Origin of the sequence: Paenirhizobium selenitireducens ATCC BAA-1503 (assembly GCF_900492185.1) — a bacterium.
Classification (GTDB): domain Bacteria; phylum Pseudomonadota; class Alphaproteobacteria; order Rhizobiales; family Rhizobiaceae; genus Allorhizobium; species Allorhizobium selenitireducens_A.
Genome location: NZ_UEYP01000006.1, coordinates 59731 through 77752, shown reverse-complemented (window position 1 = coordinate 77752; position 18022 = coordinate 59731). Strand labels below are relative to the sequence as shown.

The 18022-nt window shown below is 64.1% G+C and carries 20 protein-coding genes; 12 read left to right on the top strand and 8 right to left on the bottom strand.

Going from position 1 to position 18022, the window contains the following annotated elements:
* The first annotated feature begins 88 nt into the window (after positions 1-88).
* From RHIZ70P_RS23020 to RHIZ70P_RS12335, 3 genes are all read left to right on the top strand, one after another.
* A complete protein-coding gene (locus tag RHIZ70P_RS23020) occupies positions 89-256 on the top strand; it encodes a hypothetical protein (protein WP_154719891.1) in 168 nt (55 codons plus the stop codon).
* 22 nt (positions 257-278) lie between these two features.
* The gene (locus RHIZ70P_RS23015) at positions 279-455 is read left to right on the top strand and encodes a hypothetical protein (protein WP_181904008.1); all 177 of its coding nucleotides are present in this window, start codon (positions 279-281) and stop codon (positions 453-455) included.
* 102 nt (positions 456-557) lie between these two features.
* On the top strand, positions 558-2060 hold the full coding sequence (locus tag RHIZ70P_RS12335) for an AMP nucleosidase (protein ID WP_115670617.1): 1503 nt from the start codon (positions 558-560) through the stop codon (positions 2058-2060).
* 61 nt (positions 2061-2121) lie between these two features.
* Here the strand turns inward: RHIZ70P_RS12335 and RHIZ70P_RS12330 are convergent, their stop codons facing one another.
* Complete coding sequence (locus RHIZ70P_RS12330) at positions 2122-3096, bottom strand: lysylphosphatidylglycerol synthase domain-containing protein (RefSeq protein ID WP_115670616.1); 975 nt, start codon at positions 3094-3096, stop codon at positions 2122-2124.
* A gap of 92 nt (positions 3097-3188) precedes the next feature.
* On the opposite strand from RHIZ70P_RS12330, the gene RHIZ70P_RS12325 reads away from it, so the two are divergent.
* Positions 3189-4193 carry a glycosyltransferase family 2 protein gene (locus RHIZ70P_RS12325; protein ID WP_268877527.1) on the top strand — a complete coding sequence of 335 codons (1005 nt, stop codon included), beginning with the start codon at positions 3189-3191 and terminating at the stop codon, positions 4191-4193.
* Between the two features lies 1 nt (position 4194).
* Complete coding sequence (locus RHIZ70P_RS12320) at positions 4195-5691, top strand: ArnT family glycosyltransferase (protein ID WP_115670615.1); 1497 nt, start codon at positions 4195-4197, stop codon at positions 5689-5691.
* A gap of 17 nt (positions 5692-5708) precedes the next feature.
* Here the strand turns inward: RHIZ70P_RS12320 and RHIZ70P_RS12315 are convergent, their stop codons facing one another.
* The gene (locus RHIZ70P_RS12315; RefSeq protein ID WP_115670614.1) at positions 5709-6179 is read right to left on the bottom strand and encodes an OsmC family protein; all 471 of its coding nucleotides are present in this window, start codon (positions 6177-6179) and stop codon (positions 5709-5711) included.
* 179 nt (positions 6180-6358) lie between these two features.
* Here RHIZ70P_RS12315 and RHIZ70P_RS12310 point away from each other — a divergent pair, with 179 nt between their 5' ends.
* Together RHIZ70P_RS12310 and RHIZ70P_RS12305 are read left to right on the top strand one after the other, a co-directional pair.
* A complete protein-coding gene (locus tag RHIZ70P_RS12310) occupies positions 6359-6946 on the top strand; it encodes a PadR family transcriptional regulator (protein WP_115670613.1) in 588 nt (195 codons plus the stop codon).
* A 2-nt stretch (positions 6947-6948) separates the two neighbouring features.
* A complete protein-coding gene (locus RHIZ70P_RS12305) occupies positions 6949-7236 on the top strand; it encodes a DUF2218 domain-containing protein (RefSeq protein WP_115670612.1) in 288 nt (95 codons plus the stop codon).
* Between the two features lie 84 nt (positions 7237-7320).
* Here the strand turns inward: RHIZ70P_RS12305 and RHIZ70P_RS12300 are convergent, their stop codons facing one another.
* The gene (locus RHIZ70P_RS12300) at positions 7321-8691 is read right to left on the bottom strand and encodes an aspartate aminotransferase family protein (RefSeq protein WP_115670611.1); all 1371 of its coding nucleotides are present in this window, start codon (positions 8689-8691) and stop codon (positions 7321-7323) included.
* 214 nt (positions 8692-8905) lie between these two features.
* On the opposite strand from RHIZ70P_RS12300, the gene RHIZ70P_RS12295 reads away from it, so the two are divergent.
* Together RHIZ70P_RS12295 and RHIZ70P_RS12290 are read left to right on the top strand one after the other, a co-directional pair.
* Positions 8906-10264, top strand: coding sequence for a glutamine synthetase family protein (locus tag RHIZ70P_RS12295; RefSeq protein WP_115670610.1), 1359 nt, complete (start codon positions 8906-8908; stop codon positions 10262-10264).
* 224 nt (positions 10265-10488) lie between these two features.
* Positions 10489-11148 (top strand): outer membrane protein, encoded by a 660-nt coding sequence (locus RHIZ70P_RS12290; RefSeq protein WP_115670609.1) that lies wholly within the window; start codon positions 10489-10491, stop codon positions 11146-11148.
* A gap of 74 nt (positions 11149-11222) precedes the next feature.
* Here the strand turns inward: RHIZ70P_RS12290 and RHIZ70P_RS12285 are convergent, their stop codons facing one another.
* The 4 genes from RHIZ70P_RS12285 to RHIZ70P_RS12270 form a co-directional block, all read right to left on the bottom strand.
* Positions 11223-11849 carry a nucleoside triphosphate hydrolase gene (locus tag RHIZ70P_RS12285; RefSeq protein ID WP_115670608.1) on the bottom strand — a complete coding sequence of 209 codons (627 nt, stop codon included), beginning with the start codon at positions 11847-11849 and terminating at the stop codon, positions 11223-11225.
* The gene (locus RHIZ70P_RS12280; RefSeq protein ID WP_115670607.1) at positions 11846-12628 is read right to left on the bottom strand and encodes an ATP-binding cassette domain-containing protein; all 783 of its coding nucleotides are present in this window, start codon (positions 12626-12628) and stop codon (positions 11846-11848) included. The genes RHIZ70P_RS12285 and RHIZ70P_RS12280 overlap by 4 nt, the downstream gene beginning before the upstream one ends.
* Positions 12628-13710, bottom strand: coding sequence for an ABC transporter permease (locus tag RHIZ70P_RS12275; protein WP_115670606.1), 1083 nt, complete (start codon positions 13708-13710; stop codon positions 12628-12630). The genes RHIZ70P_RS12280 and RHIZ70P_RS12275 overlap by 1 nt, the downstream gene beginning before the upstream one ends.
* Before the next feature lie 159 nt (positions 13711-13869).
* Entirely contained in the window at positions 13870-14895 is a 1026-nt protein-coding gene (locus tag RHIZ70P_RS12270; protein ID WP_115670605.1) for a sugar ABC transporter substrate-binding protein, read from the bottom strand.
* 236 nt (positions 14896-15131) lie between these two features.
* Between RHIZ70P_RS12270 and RHIZ70P_RS12265 the strand changes: the two genes are divergently transcribed.
* A complete protein-coding gene (locus tag RHIZ70P_RS12265; RefSeq protein ID WP_115670604.1) occupies positions 15132-16376 on the top strand; it encodes an ROK family transcriptional regulator in 1245 nt (414 codons plus the stop codon).
* Positions 16360-16794, top strand: coding sequence for an RbsD/FucU family protein (locus tag RHIZ70P_RS12260; RefSeq protein ID WP_115670603.1), 435 nt, complete (start codon positions 16360-16362; stop codon positions 16792-16794). Before RHIZ70P_RS12265 ends, RHIZ70P_RS12260 begins: the two co-directional genes overlap by 17 nt.
* A gap of 20 nt (positions 16795-16814) precedes the next feature.
* Here RHIZ70P_RS12260 and RHIZ70P_RS12255 read toward each other — a convergent pair whose 3' ends face one another.
* Positions 16815-17735 (bottom strand): diacylglycerol/lipid kinase family protein, encoded by a 921-nt coding sequence (locus tag RHIZ70P_RS12255; RefSeq protein ID WP_115670602.1) that lies wholly within the window; start codon positions 17733-17735, stop codon positions 16815-16817.
* Between RHIZ70P_RS12255 and RHIZ70P_RS22780 the strand changes: the two genes are divergently transcribed.
* A complete protein-coding gene (locus RHIZ70P_RS22780; protein ID WP_147293994.1) occupies positions 17725-18018 on the top strand; it encodes a hypothetical protein in 294 nt (97 codons plus the stop codon). The genes RHIZ70P_RS12255 and RHIZ70P_RS22780 overlap by 11 nt on opposite strands.
* Positions 18019-18022: the final 4 nt, after the last annotated feature.

Sequence of the window (18022 nt, the reverse complement as noted above, 5' to 3'; positions counted from 1 at the left end):
AATGCCAGATGAACCACCACCTCAGGACGCGTTCAGGCCCGTTCGTTCATAAAGGCATCATCGAAACGACAAAGCGGGAGACACGGGAATGACCAAGGTAGCAAGACGGATGACGATCTTCAGCCTCGCCATGACGATCTTCGCCATGCTGGTCGCGGGTCTGGTGACCGCCGGCAGCGGTGCGGCCGGCCGCCCCGTCTCGGTGTCGTCCGCGTGCCTGTCGTCGACCGCCGCCTTCTGCAACGCCACCTTCTGACCCCAGCCCCGAGGACACCACCATGAGCGCAGCCATCAGCCCCCTTGCCGCCCTCTGCCTGCGCTGCACGCTGGCCGTCGGCCTCTTCCTCGGCCCGCTGGTCGCGGTCGGCATTGCCCGGTCCGAGGAGATCAAACTGGCCAAGAACGGCGCCGGCCTGGTGCTCTTCGTCAGCCTGCAGCGCCAGTCGATGAGCTGATCGCCGGCGAGCCGCCCGACAGCATTTTTCCCGCCGAAGTTCTCATGAATTCAAAGCTTGTAGCGTCGTTTGCTTGTCAACAAGTCTTCACTATAATGCCTCATGAGCAAACGAATCCATTTCCACTCGCCCATCAATTTCATCAGTCCAGAGCCCTTTGAGCCGCAGGTCTTCACCGATGCCGGGGCGGCGGTCGATGCGTTGACCGCGCTCTACGAGCGCAACACGGCCTTTCTAATCGACGGCTTCTCCTCTCTTGCCAAGGGTGCGCCGATCTCCGCGCGCTACCGGGCCTTCTATCCCCAAGTCGCCATGGAAACGACCAGTTTCGGCCATGTCGACACACGCCTCTCCTACGGCCATGTCACCGCCCCGGGGCGCTACACCACGACGATCACACGCCCGCAGCTCTTCCGCCATTATCTCGAGGAACAGCTCGGTTTGCTGATCCGCAACCACCAGGTCCCGGTGGTCGTGTCGGAATCGGAAACGCCGATCCCCTTGCATTTTGCCTTCGGCGAGGGCGCGCATGTCGAGGCGGCGGCGACCGGCCTGATGGACATGCCACTGCGCGACCTGTTCGACACGCCGGACCTCACCGTCACCGACGACGAGATCGCCAATGGCGAATATGATCCGCGGCCCGGCGAACCGCAGCCGCTCGCGCCGTTCACGGCGCAGCGTATCGATTATTCATTGGCACGCCTGTCGCACTACACCGCCACGAGTGCCGCCCATTTCCAGAACTTCGTGCTGTTCACCAACTACCAGTTTTACATCGACGAGTTCTGCGCCTATGCCCGCAAGCTGATGGCCGAGGGTGGCGAGGGCTATACCGCCTTCGTCGAGCCCGGCAATCTCGTGACGCTGCCCGGCGACAGCGAGCCGAGCGAAGGCGTGGCGATCGGGCGGCTGCCGCAGATGCCGGCCTATCACCTCAAGGGCAAGGGCCATGCCGGCATTACCATGATCAATATCGGCGTCGGCCCGTCGAACGCCAAGACGATCACCGACCATGTCGCGGTGCTGCGGCCGCATGCCTGGCTGATGCTCGGCCACTGCGCGGGCCTGCGCAATTCGCAGCGTCTCGGCGACTACGTTCTGGCGCATGCCTATGTGCGCGAGGACCATGTGCTCGACGACGACCTGCCGGTCTGGGTGCCGATCCCGGCGCTGGCCGAGGTGCAGCTGGCGCTGGAGGACGCCGTCGAGGAGATCACCGGCTTTGAGGGCTTCGAGCTCAAGCGCATCATGCGCACCGGCACGGTCGCTACCATCGACAACCGCAACTGGGAACTGCGCGACCAGCGCGGGCCGGTCAAGCGCCTGTCGCAGTCGCGGGCGATCGCGCTCGACATGGAATCGGCGACGATCGCCGCCAACGGCTTCCGCTTCCGCGTGCCCTACGGGACGCTGCTTTGCGTCTCCGACAAGCCGCTGCACGGCGAACTGAAGCTGCCGGGCATGGCGACCGCCTTCTACAAGACGCAGGTCAGCCAGCATCTGCAGATCGGCATCCGGGCCCTGCAAAAGCTCGGCGCCATGCCGAAGGAGAAGCTGCATTCGCGCAAGCTGCGCAGCTTCTTCGAGACGGCGTTCCAGTGAGGTTAGACACCCCGATCCGCCAATCATATCCGGGGACTGTTTGAAAATCAGGGCGGGCCGCTCAGCGGCCGGCCCGGAGGCGTCTCAGCTCGTTCAGCCCAAGCGACAGCGCGGTGCCGGTCAGCGCCGAGAGAATGATCATCAGGTGCATGTTGATGCTGGCGCGGGCCAGCGTGTCCATCGCCGCCCTTCCGGTCGGCGCGCCGAGCGAAACGGCGCCGGCGACGATGCCGGCCGAATAGGTGCCGACCCCGGCCGGGGCATGGAAGGGCAAGACCGAGGACAATTCCCCGCCCAGCGCACCGCCGAAGGTGGCGGAGAGCGGCGTGACCCCCATCAGCCCGAGCGCCCAGGCAAAGACCAGCACCTTGGCGCCCCAGTTGATGACCGTTGCCAGCCAGGCGCGCAGCAGCGCGGCAAGATCGACAGGCAAGCCATCGACGATGCCGTCGAGAATGCGGGCCAGCTTGCCCCTGAGGCGCGGGCGAAGGGCGGCCAGCACCGGCCCCTTCAGCAGGAAGGCCGGGATGGGTGCGACGAGGAAGGCAAGCCAGACGACGACGGGCAACAGCTTCGCTTCCGACGCCAAGACGAGCCCCAGCCCGCCGGCGGCCAGAAGCGCGTGCAGGTCGAGCAGCCGCATGACCAGCAGCGCCGAGGTTCCGTGCAGCAGCGGCACGGAAAACTCCGAGCGCATCAGCAGCGGAAAGCTCGTCTCGCCGCTGCGGAAGGGCAGCATGATGTTCAAGAGATTGTGCACCTGGGCGAGGTGGAAGAGCTCGACGAACCGGCCCGATGTCTCGCGCGGGAAGTAGTCGTAGAGCCGCCAGGCGCGGACGAAATAGGTGGAGACAAGCAAGCCGATCACGGCCGCCACGGTGCCGTAGCCGATGGCCTGCCACTCCACGACGATCGAGCCCCAGCCCCAGACATAATGGACGAAGGCGGCATAGGCGAGTATCGCGGCCGCTGCGATCAGCGACAGCCGATGGCGCACCAGCGCCGACGGCCGGCGGTTCTGCTCGTCTGTCTGCATGGGCGACCTGAGAAGTTCCGAATTGCGCTCTTTGCTTGGTTCCTATAACAACCGCGACAACAAAAGCCAGCCATTTCCGGAGTATCAAACCCGTGTCGTTCGAGCGCCTTTCCCCACCCACCCAGGACGGCACGGCCGTCTACGAGGTCGAACTCTCTCTCGTCATTCCGGTGATGAACGAGGAGGAGAGCCTGCGGCCGATGATCGACCGGGTGATCGAGGCGATGAAGGGATTCGACAAAAGCTGGGAACTGATCCTGATCGACGACGGCTCGACCGACAAGACGCTCAGCATTGCCCGCGACTATCTCGGTCGCGAGGGTCTCGACCTGCGGATCATCGAGTTCCAGCGCAATTTCGGCAAGGCATCCGGCCTGCAGGCAGGCTTCGACGCGGCACGCGGCCGGCTGATCGCCACGCTTGACGGCGACCTACAGAACGACCCCTATGACATCCCTTCCATGGTCGCCGAACTCAACGCGCGCGACCTCGACCTGCTCTGCGGCTGGCGCAAGGCGCGTCAGGATGCGCTGGTGCTGCGCAAGATCCCGTCCTGGTGCGCCAACCGCCTGATCGGCGCGGCCACCGGCGTCAAGATCCACGACAATGGCTGCGGCCTGAAGCTCTACCGCTCGGAGGTCATCCGGCAAGTCCGCATTCTCGGCGGCATGCACCGCTTCATCCCGGCCTGGGTCGCCTCCGTCGTCCCGAGTTCGCGGATCGGCGAGTGCGTCGTGACCCACCATGCCCGCCAGTTCGGCGAATCCAAGTACGGCATTTCGCGCACCATCCGCGTCTTCCTCGATCTGCTGTCGGTGCTGTTCTTCATGCGCTTCAAGCAGCGTCCGGGGCATTTCTTCGGAACGATCGGGCTCTTGATCGGCGCAATCAGCTCGCTCATCCTGCTCTACCTCGCCTGGGTCAAGTTCGGCCTCGGCGAAGACATCGGCACGCGGCCGCTGCTGCTCGTCGGCGTCATGCTGTTCCTCACCTCGATCCAGATGATCACCACCGGCATCCTCGCCGAAATGCTGGCGCGTTCCGACGACACGACGAAGAACTATATCGTCCGGAAGACCTATCATAAGGACGCCTGACATGGTCGCCGCGCTTCGGGAAAGGCCTTATCTGGTCTTCGCGCTGCTCGGCGCCTATTTCACCGCCAATGTGATCGTCCGCCTCTCCCTGCCGCATTCGCTCGAACTCGACGAAGGCCAGCAGCTGTTTCTGGCCCAATGGCTGGCCGTCGGCTATGACAGCCAGCCGCCGTTCTACAACTGGCTGCAATATGGCGCGGAACAGCTGCTCGGGCCGACGCTCGCCTCGCTGTCGGTGCTGAAGAACCTCGTCCTCTTCCTGTCCTACCTGTTCTTCGGGCTGACCGCCATCATGGTACTGCGCTCGCGCGAGCTGGCGATCATCGCCACGCTCGGCCTGCTCACCATGCCGCAGGTCAGCTTCGAGGCGCAGCGCGACCTGACCCATACGGTGGCGGTGATCTTCACCGCCTGCCTCTTCCTCTTTTCGCTCGTCAGAGCGATCCGCGCACCAAGCCTCTTTAGCTATGCACTGACCGGCCTTGCCATCGGCCTTGGCCTGATCGCCAAGTATAATTTCGTCCTTCTGCCGGCCGCCGCCCTTCTCGCCATGCTCGCCGAGCCGGAATTCCGCCGCCGCGTGTTCGACTGGCGCATCCTTTTGACCGCAGTGATCGCGCTGGCCGTGGTCCTGCCGCACGGACTGTGGTTCCTCGATCATCTCGACGCCGCCACCGGCCGCACCATCGGCAAGCTGACGGCGGAGGAGGCCTCCAGCCGGCTGTCGCAGATCATGACCGGCCTGTCCTCGCTGGCGCTGGCCTTTGCCGGCTTTGCCACGCTGACCCTCGTACTGTTTGCCATCGTCTTCGGCCGCGACATGATGTCGGCGTGGAAGGCCTCGAGCCCATGGAGCCGGCTGATCGGGCGGATCATGCTGATTTCGGCCGTTGCGCTCGTCGTCGTGGTGCTGTTCGGCGCCAGCAATATCAAGGACCGCTGGCTGACGCCGATCTACCTGGTCCTGCCGCTTTATCTCTGCCTGAAGATCGAGGCCGCCGGTCTCGCCTCTGAACGCCAGCTCAAGCGGTTTCTGCCGCTCGGTCTGACGCTCATGGCGCTGATCCCGCTCGTGCTTTTCGTCCGCATCCCGCTGCATGGGCAACTTGGCAAGTATGAGAAGCTCAACGTACCCTATGAAGCGGCCGTTGCGCAGATCCTGTCGTCGGAGCCGAACCGGCCTTCGCTGATCCTTACCAGCGACCAGCAGATGGCCGGCAATATCCGCCTCAATGCGCCTGAGATCCCGGTGACCATTCCCGGCTACGAAGCCTTCGAAGAGCCGTTCGCCTTCGATGCCACGCATCCGGTTCTGGTGGTCTGGCGCAATCGCGGCCGCGAGACCATGCCGCTGCCGGACGATGTCGCTGAGTGGCTTGCCGCCCACGGCAACCTACAGGTCGGCGAGACGAAGACCATCGCCCTGCCCTATATCTTCGGGCGCGAGGGCGACCTCTACCACTTCGCCTACGCCTTCCTCTACCCGCAGGCCAACTGAGGGGCCGATCGCCCTGTTCACCCCAGGATGATCACCGGCTCGCAACGCACCGGGAAATTCACCGAATTGGCGATGAAGCATTTCTCATGCGCGTCATCGTGCAACTGTTGCGCCCGCTCGGGATCGCCTGCCGAAATGGTCACGCGCGGCCGCAGCACCACGTCGGTGAAGCGGCCGCCGCCGGTTTCGTCCGTCACCATCGTGCCCTCGGCATGGTCTTCATAGGCCGTCACGACGACACCGTTGACCGCGCAGAAATGTAAATACCACAGCTTGTGGCAGGCGGAGATCGAAGCCACCAGCAGATCTTCCGGGTTCCATCGTTCGGCGTCGCCGCGGAAGGCGGGATCGGCCGAGCCGGGAATGTCGGGTTTTCCCTCACAAGAAATCACATGGTCGCGCGAATAGTCGCGGTAGCCGGACGTACCGGTGCCGCGATTGCCGGTCCAGGTGACGGCAGCCCGGTATTCGTGGTGATGCCCTGCCATGATCTTCCTCCCGAAGCTTGATTCTGTTGCAGCACGATAGGTCAATGACCACACCTCTCCAAGGCAGCCGCGCCGAACCCAAACTCCAGAACAACGAAAAAAAGTAAAAATGGCCCTTGTAACGACCAGTCTACGATATATCTTAGATACAGTTTCATTTCACAAACAGAGGAACGCAGATGACACACACGAATTTTGAAGGCCATGGCCCGGGTTTCGGCCACCGGGGTTGGCATGCCATGCGGGAAGGCGCGCCCGGCGGCCGCTTCGACGGTCCGCACCGGGGTCGCGGCCACGGTGGCGAGCGCCGTCGCATGTTCGAGAGCGGCGAGCTGCGGCTCGTCCTGCTCAAGCTGATCGAGGAACAGCCGCGCCACGGCTATGACCTGATCCGCGAGATCGAACACCGCTCCGGCGGCGCCTATGCCCCGAGCCCGGGCGTCGTCTATCCGACCATGACCCTGCTGCTCGACATGGGCCTTGCCGAGGAAGAGGCGAGCGAAGGCCCGCGCAAGCTGCTCACCATCACCGAGGCCGGACGCGCGCATCTTGCCGACCGCGCCGACGAGGTGGCGACCGCCATGGCGCGGCTTGCAGCCCTGGCCAAGGTCAGCGCACGCACGGATGCCGCGCCGGTCCGGCGCGCCATGCAGAACCTGAAGGCCGCCCTGCAGGACCGCCTGTCGCAGGAGAGCGTCACCCGCGAGGTCCAGCTCGAAGTGGCCCGCCTGATCGACGAGGCGGCCGGCAAGATCGAGAGGCTCTGAGCATGGTCAAGGTAATCGCGGTCGTGCCGACCGAGAACGGCTGGAAGTACCTGCAGCAGCTCTGCAAGCACTGGAGCCACAAGCTCGACGTCGAGCTCGGAGAAAAGAGCGGCGTCGTTCGCTTCGCCGAGGCGGTCGCCACCATGGGTGCCGATGACAAGGCGCTGACGGTGGAGATCGAGGCGGCCTCGGACGAGGTGCTGGAGCGGATGAAGGGCGTGGTGTCGAGCCATCTCGACCGCTTCGCCTTCCGCGAGGCGCCGCTGCCGTTCGAGTGGACGGCGGTTTGACCACGCGAGGCGAAATGGCAGCGGCCGTGGCGGTCGAAGCCGCAAATGACAAGGCCGGCGCGAAGCCGGCCTTGTGCTTGAGAACTATTCCTTGTGATTGTCCTTCAGCCAGTCGAGCCCTTTGCGCAACGTGTCGACCGCCTGGTCGACCTCGGAACGGGAAATGATCAGCGGCGGCGAAAACAGCATGCGGTCGCCGGTGGCGCGCAGGATCACGCCATTGTCGACGCACTGGTTGCGCACCAGCGTGCCGACTTCGTCCGGCTTGGCGAAACGGCGTCGGGTTGCCTTGTCCGCGGCGATCTGGACTGCGCCCATCAGGCCGACGCTGACGGCCTCGCCGACAAGGTCGTGATCCGCAAGCGACTGGAGCGCCTGCGCAAGATATGGGCCGATATCGTCGCGCACCCGCTCGACCAGGCCCTCTTCCTCGATGATCCGCAAATTTTCGATGGCCGCGGCGGCCGCCACCGGATGGCCGGAATAGGTGTAGCCGTGGTAGAAATCGCCGAGTTCCTCGATCATCACCTTCGCCACCCGCTCGGAGACCAGAACGCCGCCGATCGGCAGGTAACCGGAGGACAGGCCCTTGGCGATCGGCGCGAGGTCCGGTTCGAAGTCGTAATATTGGTGGCCGAACCAGGTGCCGAGGCGACCGAAGCCGCAGATGACTTCGTCGGCGACCAGGAGGATCTTGTATTTGGCGGCAATACGCTTGATTTCCGGCCAGTAGGTCGAGGGCGGAACGATGACGCCACCGGCGCCCTGGATCGGCTCGGCGACGAAGGCCGCGACATTCTCCTCGCCAAGCTCGAGGATCTTGTCCTCCAGTTCCTTTGCCACCTTGAGACCGAATTCCTCTGGCGAGAGGTCGCCGCCCTCGGCATACCAGTAGGGCTGGTTGATGTGGTGGATGCCCGGGATCGGCAGGTTGCCCTGCTCGTGCATCCATTTCATGCCCCCGAGCGAGGCGCCGGCGACCGTCGAGCCGTGATAGGCGTTCTTGCGGGCGATCACCTGGGTCTTCGTTTCGTGGCCGAGCGCCTTCCAGTAGACGCGGGCCATGCGGAACCAGGTATCGGAGGCCTCAGAGCCCGAATTGGTGAAGAAGACATGGTTGAGCTTGCCGCGCGTATGGCCGGCGATCTTCTGGGCCAGGAGCGTTGCCGGCGGGGTCGTCGTGCCGAAGAAGGTGTTGTAATAGGGCAGTTCCTGCATCTGGGCATAGGCCGCATCGGCGATCGACTGGCGGCCGTAGCCGACATTGACGCACCACAGACCGGCAAAGGCGTCGAGATACTGCTTTCCGTTGGAATCCCAGATATGCACGCCGTCGGCCCGGTTGATGATCTTGGTGCCGGCGTCGTTGAGCTTCTTCATGTCCGAGAAGGGGTGCAGATGATGGGCAGCGTCAATGGCACCGAGATTGGAGGGGGCAACGGCAGTCTTCGTCATGGCAAAAATCCTTGCGCAAGGTGCACTCGCAAAGACGGGCGCGCACCGGCGGCTCAAGGCCGGTCCGAGACGTCCTGCTTTTCCTTGCCTGATTGAAAGGCGGAAGTTTATCGGCTACGAACATGGCCTTCCAAAAAGCGTTTGGCAAGGGCGTCGAAAAGCCGTCGTCCCGGCCGCAAGCCACCTTTCCGCCAGCCCAGCGAGAGCCCTTTTCATGACGAATGCATCCAAGGCCGCCGAACTCCTCGCAGCCGATCCCTCCGCGCGTATCGAAGTCTTGCTCGTCGGCATGAACGGCGACTTGCGGGGCAAGATGATCCCGATCAAGGCCGAGGACAAGGTCTGGAAGAACACGGTCAGGCTGCCCGCCTCCACCCAGTCGCTCGACATCTGGGGCGACGACAACGACGACATCACCAAGATCTCGCTGACGCTCGGCGACCCGGACGGCATCTGCGTCGCCGACCGCAATTCGCTGACCACCCTGCCCTGGGGCCCGGCCGGTTCCAAGCAGGTGCTTGCCACCATGCATACGCTCGACGGCAATCCGCACTATATCTGTCCGCGTGCCATTCTCGCCAATGTGATGAAGCGCTTCGAGGCGCGTGGCCTCACGCCGGTCGTCGCCACCGAACTCGAATTCTACGTGGTCGAGCCGGACTTCCGCGAGACCGGCAAGCCGATGCCGCCGAAGGCGCTGGTGATGAACGGCGAAGCCGAGGGCTTTCAGCTCTACGACATGCGCGCGACCGCGGCTATGGAGGATTTCCTCGGCACCGTGCGCCGCTATTGCGACGAGATGGGCCTGCCGGCGGATGCCACGACCGCCGAGTTCGGCGCAGGCCAGTTCGAGGTCAACCTGCTGCACAAGCCGGACGCCATGGCAGCGGCTGATGACTGCATCTACCTCAAGCGCGTCGTCGATTTCGCTGCACGCCGCCATGGCCTGAAGGCCACCTGCATGGCCAAGCCCTATGCCGACCAGGCGGGCTCCGGCCTGCATGTTCATGCCTCGATCCTCGACCGCGACGGCAAGAATATCCTCGACGCCAAGGGCGGCGATCCGGCAAAGCTCAAGTCGATCACCGCCGGCATGCTGAAGACCATGCAGGACGCCCAGTTGATCTTCGCCCCCTTCGCAAACTCCTACCGCCGCTTCCAGCCAGGCTCGTTCGCCCCTGACAAGGTCGACTGGGGCTTTGGCAATCGCGGCACGGCGATCCGCATCCCCGACAGCGAAGGTCCGGCCGCCCGTGTCGAGCATCGCGTGGCCGGCGCCGACGCCCATCCGCACCTGCTGCTGGCCGCCATCCTCGGCGGCATCCTGCTCGGCCTCGACGCGGATCTCGATCCGGGTCCGGTGACGACACCCGACAGCGCGCCGGAAAACCCGGCCATGCTGACCCACGATTTCCTCACCGCCGTCGATCGCTTCCGCAACTCGACCTTCATCGCCGACGTCTTCGGCGCCGAATACCAGCGGATCTACGGCGAGACCAAGCGCAAGGAGGCGATCACCTACCTGCGTACCGTCTCGAGCTTCGACTACCAGACCTATCTGCCACGGATATGAACCGCGAGTCGCGGTGAGGTTTCTCCCAGCCATCCCCTCACCGCCGGATGCCGCAAATGAGGCGCGCCGGCAGCGCGGTGCGGGGCCAGGACTTGACGTGCGTCAAAAATACACGCCCAAGTGTTGTTTTCCGGTGACGCGCGCATCAATAAGCTTCAGCCAAATTGTCTTTGCACACATCGCGATGTATAGATGTTCTATGCCTCATCGAGGGAGAGGGAGCTATGATCAAGCAAGTCGTCAGTGCACTAATGTTGGCAGCCATGGTATCGCCGGCTGCCGCGGCCGACGTTTCGGCGCCTCTGGACATCCCGGCCTCCAGCGATTGGTCCGGCTTCTACATCGGTGGCCACCTTGGGGGTGGCAAGTCGATCATCGACTGGACCTATGACCTGGGCGGCACCGCCGATCACGAGGGCGACGGTGTCCTCGGCGGCGCGCAGGCCGGTTACAACTTCCAGTCCGGCGCCTGGGTGTTCGGTGCGGAAGCCGACATTTCCGCGTCAGGGATCGAGGGCGACACCGATTGCCCCAACCCGGCCTTCACCTGCTCCAGCGACGCCCAGTGGCTTTCGACCGTTCGTGCCCGCATCGGTTACAGCTTCGACAATCTGCTGGTCTACGGCACCGGTGGTCTCGGCATCGGCCGCTTCGAGATGAGCACAAATAACGGTGCCGGCGTAAGCGGCAGCACGACCAAGACCGATACCGGCTGGGTGGCGGGCGCCGGCGTTGAATATGCCTTCTCGCCGCGTTGGTCGGTGAAAGCGGAATACATGTACTATGACTTCGGCAGTTCCAGCTATGAGGTCGATGGCGGCCTGGGCGTTGATGTCGATCAGCGCTTCCACACCGGCAAGATCGGCGTGAACTTCAAGTTCTGATCGATCACTTAACGAACCCATAATCAAAAGGGCTGCCCGCGGGGCGGCCCTTTTTTTTCCTTTTGCGGGCCGGCTCAGAAGTCGTCGATGCTCAAGTCGGCCGGACGGCTATTCTCAACGACCAGCCGTGCATTGGGCAGGTCGTTGCCGTAGAGCTTCCAGTCGATGCCGGTGGCGTCGAGCTTATAGCCCTGCCAGCGGGCGGTGAGCCGACGCTCCAGTTCGTCAAGCGGCGGGGCGACGAAGATCGAGAAATCGAAAAGCGGCGCCAGGCCGGACCACGGTGCCCGGTCCAAAAGCAGGTAATTGCCCTCGACCAGCACGATGCGGTCCTGCGGCGCGATGCTGCGGGCCGAGGCGATTGCGATCTCCCGGTCGCGGTCGAAGACAGGGACCAGCACGTCTTCGTCCCCTGCCCTCACCGCACGCACGATGTCGGCAAACCCGCGCACGTCGAAGGTTTCCGGCGCGCCCTTGCGCGGCAGGAGGCCGCGTTGCTCAAGGATGCCGTTGTCCATGTGGAAGCCGTCCATCGGCAGGACGACCGCGCGTTCTCCGCGGGCATTGAGGATCTCGGCTAGGCGCTCGGCGAGCGTCGACTTGCCGGCACCCGGCGGCCCGGCGATCGCCACGAGAAAACGGCGCGCCCCTTCGGCGCGCCGTATGATGGTTGCGGCAAGGTCGTCAGCCTTAAGGCTCATGCGGCAAGTGCCTCGCTCGGGGCTTCCTTGGCGCCGGTCATGAAGGCCACGGCGTCCGACATGGTATAGTCCCTCGGATTGACGACGCAAAGACGTCGGCCGAGCCTATGAATGTGGATGCGGTCGGCGACTTCGAAGACATGCGGCATGTTGTGGCTGATCAGCACGATCGGGATGCCGCGCGAGCGCACGTCCTGGATGAGTTCCAGCACGCGGCGGCTTTCCTTGACGCCGAGCGCCGCGGTAGGCTCGTCGAGAATGATGACCTTGGAGCCGAAGGCGGCCGCACGGGCCACGGCCACGCCCTGGCGCTGGCCGCCCGACAGGGTTTCCACCGCCTGGTTGATGTTCTGGATGGTCATCAGGCCGAGTTCGGAGAGCTTGTCACGGGCAAACCTCTCCATGGCCGGACGGTCGAGCGAGCGGAAGACGCTGCCCATGATGCCCGGTTTGCGGATCTCACGACCAAGGAACATGTTGTCGGCGATCGACAGGGCCGGCGAGAGCGCAAGGTTCTGGTAGACCGTTTCGATGCCGGCCTTGCGCGCCTCGATCGGGGAGCGGAACTGCACCGTCTGGCCTTCCAGCCGGATCTCGCCTTCGTCCGGCGCAATCGCGCCGGAGATCGCCTTGATCATCGATGACTTGCCCGCACCGTTGTCGCCGATGACGGCGAGAATCTCGCCCGGGTAGAGATCGAAGTCAGCATTGTCTAGGGCGGTGACGCGGCCGTAGCGCTTGACGAGGCCGCGCGCGGTGAGAATGGGTTCCTTTGCCATCAGCCTGCTACCTTTCTGATCCACTGGTCGATTGCCACGGCGGTGATGATGAGGACGCCGATCAGGAGATAGGTCCACTGCGGATCGGTGCCGATGAGGCGAAGGCCGAGCGAGAAGACACCGACGATCAATGCGCCGAACAGCATGCCGAGAATAGAGCCCCGGCCGCCGAAGAGCGAGATGCCGCCGATCACCACGGCCGTGATGCTCTCGATATTGGCGAACTGGCCGGCGGTCGGGGAGACCGAACCGATGCGGCCGATGAGCGCCCAGCCGGCGAGCGCGCAGATCAGGCCCGACAGCGTATAGACCGAAACCAGCATGCGCTTGACGTTGACGCCGGCGAGTTCCGCCGCATCCGGGTCGTCGCCGACGGCATAGACATGGCGACCCCAGGCGGTGCGGTTGAGCACGTACCAAAGCAGCGCGACGAGCAGCACCATGAAGATCACGCCATAGGTAAAGACGGCGCTGCCGATGCGCAGGTTCTGGCCGAAGAACTGCAGGATCGGCGCATTGGCGGCGATGTCCTGGCTGCGGATCGTCTCATTGGCCGAATAGAGGAAGTTGGAGGCGAGCACGATCTGCCACATGCCGAGCGTGACGATGAAGGGGGGCAGCTTCATGCGGGCGACGAGTTGGCCGTTGATCCAGCCGCAGGCCGCGCCGACGGCCAGGCCACAGAGAACGGCGACGGCCGGCGGCAGGCCGTAGCGGAAGGTGAACTGGCCCATCACCACCGACGACAGCACCATGATGGCGCCGACGGAAAGGTCGATGCCGGCGGTGAGGATCACCAGCGTCTGGGCGGCGCCGACAATGCCGACGATCGCCACCTGCTGCAGAATGAGGGTGAGCGTGAAGGCGGAGAAGAACTTTCCGCCGAGGAGCACGCCGAAGACGACGAGCGACAGCACGAGCACGATCAGCGGCACCGCCGCCGGGCTCGAATGCAGGAAGTGCTGGAACTTCTGCAAGGGTGTCTTGTCATGGGTGTCGAAGGAGGCGACCTGGGTCGAACTTCCGGTCAATACCTTCTCGAATTCCTGGCTTGGTTGCGAAACCGGATCTGCAGACTGCATCGCATCGTCCTCCCTGGCTGTCCCGCGCGTGTCTCTGCTGGATTTGAGCGACCGGCCCTTAGCCCAATGGGCCGGTCGCGTGGACCGTGATCGCTCATTGCGGGGGACCTGACGTTCCCACGCGCTGCTTTGCCGACACGATCACGGTCAGTTGAGGGCTTAGCCCCAGCACTTGTCCTTGCCGGTCTTGGTGTCGATCGACTCGACGCCGGCGGCCGGCTTGTCGGTGACGAGCGCCACGCCGGTGTCGAAGAAGTTCTTGCCTTCGGTCGCAGCCGGCTTTTCACCGGTATCGGCGAACTTCTTGATCGCCTCGATGCCCATGGAAGCCATCAGCAGCGGATACTGCTGGGAGGTCGCGCCGATCACGCCATCGGCGACATTCTGTACGCCCGGGCAACCGCCGTCGACCGAAACGATCAGCACGTCCTTTTCGCGGCCGACGGCCTTCAGCGCTTCATAGGCGCCGGCAGCGGCCGGTTCGTTGATGGTGTGGACGACGTTGATCGTCGGATCCTTCTGCAGGAGGTTTTCCATGGCGGTGCGACCGCCTTCCTCGTTGCCGTTGGTGACGTCATGGCCGACGATGCGCGCATCGTCCTCGTCGCCGATCTTGTTGATGTCCTTCACGTCGATGCCGAAGCCCTTCATGAAGCCCTGGTTGCGCAGGACGTCGACAGACGGCTGCGACGGGGTGAGGTTCAAGAAGGCGATCTTGGCGTCCTTGGCGGCATCGCCAAGCGTTGCGGCGGCCCATTTGCCGATCAGTTCGCCGGCCAGCAGGTTGTCGGTGGCAAAGGTCTGGTCGGCGGCATCGATCGGCTCGAGCGGGGTGTCGAGGGCGATGACCAGCAAGCCGGCGTCGCGGGCCTTCTGCACGGCCGGGACGATGCCCTTTGTGTCGGACGCAGTCAAAAGGATGCCCTTGGCGCCATCGGCGATGCAGGTTTCGATGGCGGCGACCTGGCTTTCCGAATCGCCGTCGATCTTGCCGGCATAGGATTTCAGGGTCACGCCAAGTTCAGCGGCCTTGGCGGTCGCGCCTTCCTTCATCTTGACGAAGAAGGGATTGGTGTCGGTCTTGGTGATCAGGCAGGCCGAAACGTCGGCGGCGCTCGCCGGAGCCGCAAAAACGGTGCCGAGGGCAAGGGCAGCAAGCGAGGCGGCGAAAAGAGACTTCTTCATGTGATTCCTCCCGAAAAACGACAGATCCGGACCCTCCGGACCGTGAACGTGGACCCGATGCGCTCCCACGCCGGGTGGGCGATCCTCTTCGAGCCCGCCATTCCTCCACGCCCCATTAAGAACATCAGGGTTTCCTTATTGTCAATAAATAAATCCAGTTGAATTATTAATTCGCTGTGACATGCTGGCAGCCACGATCTATAAGACAGCCGGGAGCGACCGAAGGAGGAGCGGCCATGGCAGTGTCGGAAGGCCCGGGCGGGGCAAGCGAGCAATCGCCGTCGACCACCGCCGGCGGCGCCAATCAGGTGCGCGTGCGCGCCTATAACGAACGGCTGGTGCTCTCGCATGTCCGGCGCAACAGCGGCATATCCAAGGCCGAGATCGCCAGACTGACCGGTCTATCTGCCCAGACCGTGTCGGTCATCATGCGGGCATTGGAAAAAGACGGCCTGCTGGTGCGCGGCAAGCCGGTGCGCGGACGCGTCGGCCAGCCCTCGGTGCCGATGCATCTCAATCCCGACGCGGTGCTCTCCTTCGGCGTGAAGATCGGCCGCCGCAGCGCGGATCTGGTGCTGATGGACTTCGTCGGCACGATCCGCCTCAACCGCCACCTCACCTATCCCTATCCCGATCCGGCCGAGATCCTCGATTTCGTCGTCGCGGGAATCGGGGACCTGCAGCAGGAGCTCTCGGCCTCGCAGCGCGGTGCCATCGCCGGCGTCGGCATTGCTGCGCCCTTCGAGCTGTGGAACTGGGCGCGCGAGGTTGGCGCGCCGGAAGGTGCGATGGAGGCCTGGCGGGGCTTTGATCTGCAGGCCGAGGTGGCGAGCCGCCTGCCCTATCCGGTCTACCTGCAAAACGACGCCACCAGCGCCTGCGGTGCCGAACTGGTGTTCGGCGTCGGGCCTCGCTATCCGGATTTCGTCTATTTCTATGTGGGTTCCTTCATCGGTGGCGGGATCGTACTCAACTCCTCGGTCTTCGTCGGAAGAACCGGAACCGCCGGCGCGATCGGCCCGCTGCCGGTGCGCAACAAGCATGGCGAAACCCGGCAGTTGCTGGAGATCGCCTCGATCTTCGTCCTCGAAAAACTGCTGCGCGAGCGCGGCATCGATCCGCAGCCCCTGTGGTATGCCGCCGATCAATGGATCGATTTCGGCGAGCCGCTGGACATATGGATCCGCGACTGCGCCGCTGCGCTGGCCCAGGCGATCGTCGCGGCTTCGTCGATCATCGACTTTTCCGCCGCCATCATCGACGGCGGTTTCCCGGACTGGGTGCGCACCCGGCTCGTCAAGGCGACGATCGAGGCGATCGGCAAGCTGGACCTGCAGGGCATTGTGTTTCCCGACATTATCGAGGGTGCGGTCGGTGCCCAGGCCCGCGCCATCGGCGGCGCCAGCCTGCCGATCTTTGCCCGCTATCTCATCGACCAGACCGTCTTGTTCAAGGAAATCGATCATGCTGAAGGGAATTGACCCGCTTTTGAGCCCCGATCTGCTGGCGACGCTGCGCGCCATGGGCCATGGCGACGAGATCGCCGTCGTCGACGGCAATTACCCGGCCCTCGAGCATGCCAGGCGCCTTGTCCGCCTCGACGGCCATGGCATCGTCGCCGTGATCAACGCCATCCTCGGCCTCATGCCGATCGACGATTTCGTGCCCGAGGCGATCTTCCGCTCGACCGTCGGGGCGGACGCCGAGCGGCTCGACCCTATCCACCAGCAGATGATCGCCTGCTGCGCCCGGCATGAACCCGAACGCCGGGTGGTGCCGCTGGTCGGCGAGGATTTCTACAAAAGGGTCAAGGCTGCCCATACGGTGGTCCAGACCGGCGAGCCGGCCCTCTACGCCAACATCATCCTGCGCAAGGGTGTGATCTACCCGCAGACATAGCCTGGAACGACAGCTTGCGATCAAGCCGGAGGCGGAGCCGCCGCGGCCACCAGGACCTTGAGTTCTCCGGGATGCGCCCGTATCTCCACATCGCGCGGCATCCGCAGCAATTCCCCGTCGACGACACAGAGCGCCCCGTGACGGCGCTTGGGGAAATGCAGTCTAACGCGTTCGGCGGTGGTGGCGTTGACGGCCTCGTTGTCCTTCAGCCGACCGCGAAGAATGTCGAGCGCCAGTTTGGCCACACCGACCGGCTTCAACGGATCCGCCAGATAGACGCCGAGCTTTCCGCTGGTCAGGTCGTCTGCGAAGAACAGCGGACTTTCGCCGAACGGATTGTTGGATACCGAAATCGCCGAAACCACGCGATGCTCGTTTCGCCCGTCATGGTCGATGTCGAAAATCACCTCGAAACGCGACGGGCGGAGCATGACGCCGAGGGCCGCGCGCGTGCTCGCCCGCATCTTGCCCAGTCGGGACGCAAAATCCATGGCATTGCGCATGCGCACCATGCGGGCATGCAGGCCGGCGGAGAACTGATGAACGAAGGGACGGTCATTGACCGTTGCGATATCGACGGACTGAACCCGCCCCTCGGAAAGCGTGTCAAGGACGGCGTGGATGTCGAGCGGCAGCTTCAGCGAGCGGGCAAAGAGGTTCATCGTTCCTGCCGGGACGACACCGAGCGGTATCCCCGCCTTCCAGGCGATGCCGGCGGCCGCCGAAATCGTGCCGTCGCCGCCTCCGGCAATCAGCGCGTCCAGCCCCTCTTCGCGTGCCGACGCCTCCAGCCGCTCCACCACGTCGCGCCCGGCCACCACGTCGAAGGAGATGTCATGGCCGGCCGCGCGGAAGATCTCGTCCGCGCGGGCGCAATAGGCGTCCATGTCGGTGGTCTTGAACGTGCCGCCGTCCCGATTGAATACCGCTTTGAGTTTCATGGATCCTTTTCCGCTCCGCCATCCGGCAGGAATTCCGCAGTTGCGGGCAGCACAAATCAACGCGGCGTACCGGGAATGGTTTCGCCGCCACCCTCAAGATCGGGATACACAGGGCGAAAATCAAGCGGCCGGGCACGTCGCCTTTGCCGCGCCGCACAAAAACATGATAGTCGTCAAATCAATTCCAGACAGATTCCCGCAACCGGCACACCCGGATGCCTTCACACCAGACCGCTCCTCCCTGTCCTTCCTCGACCGCAACGAAGCGGCCGACCCAAGGTGATCGC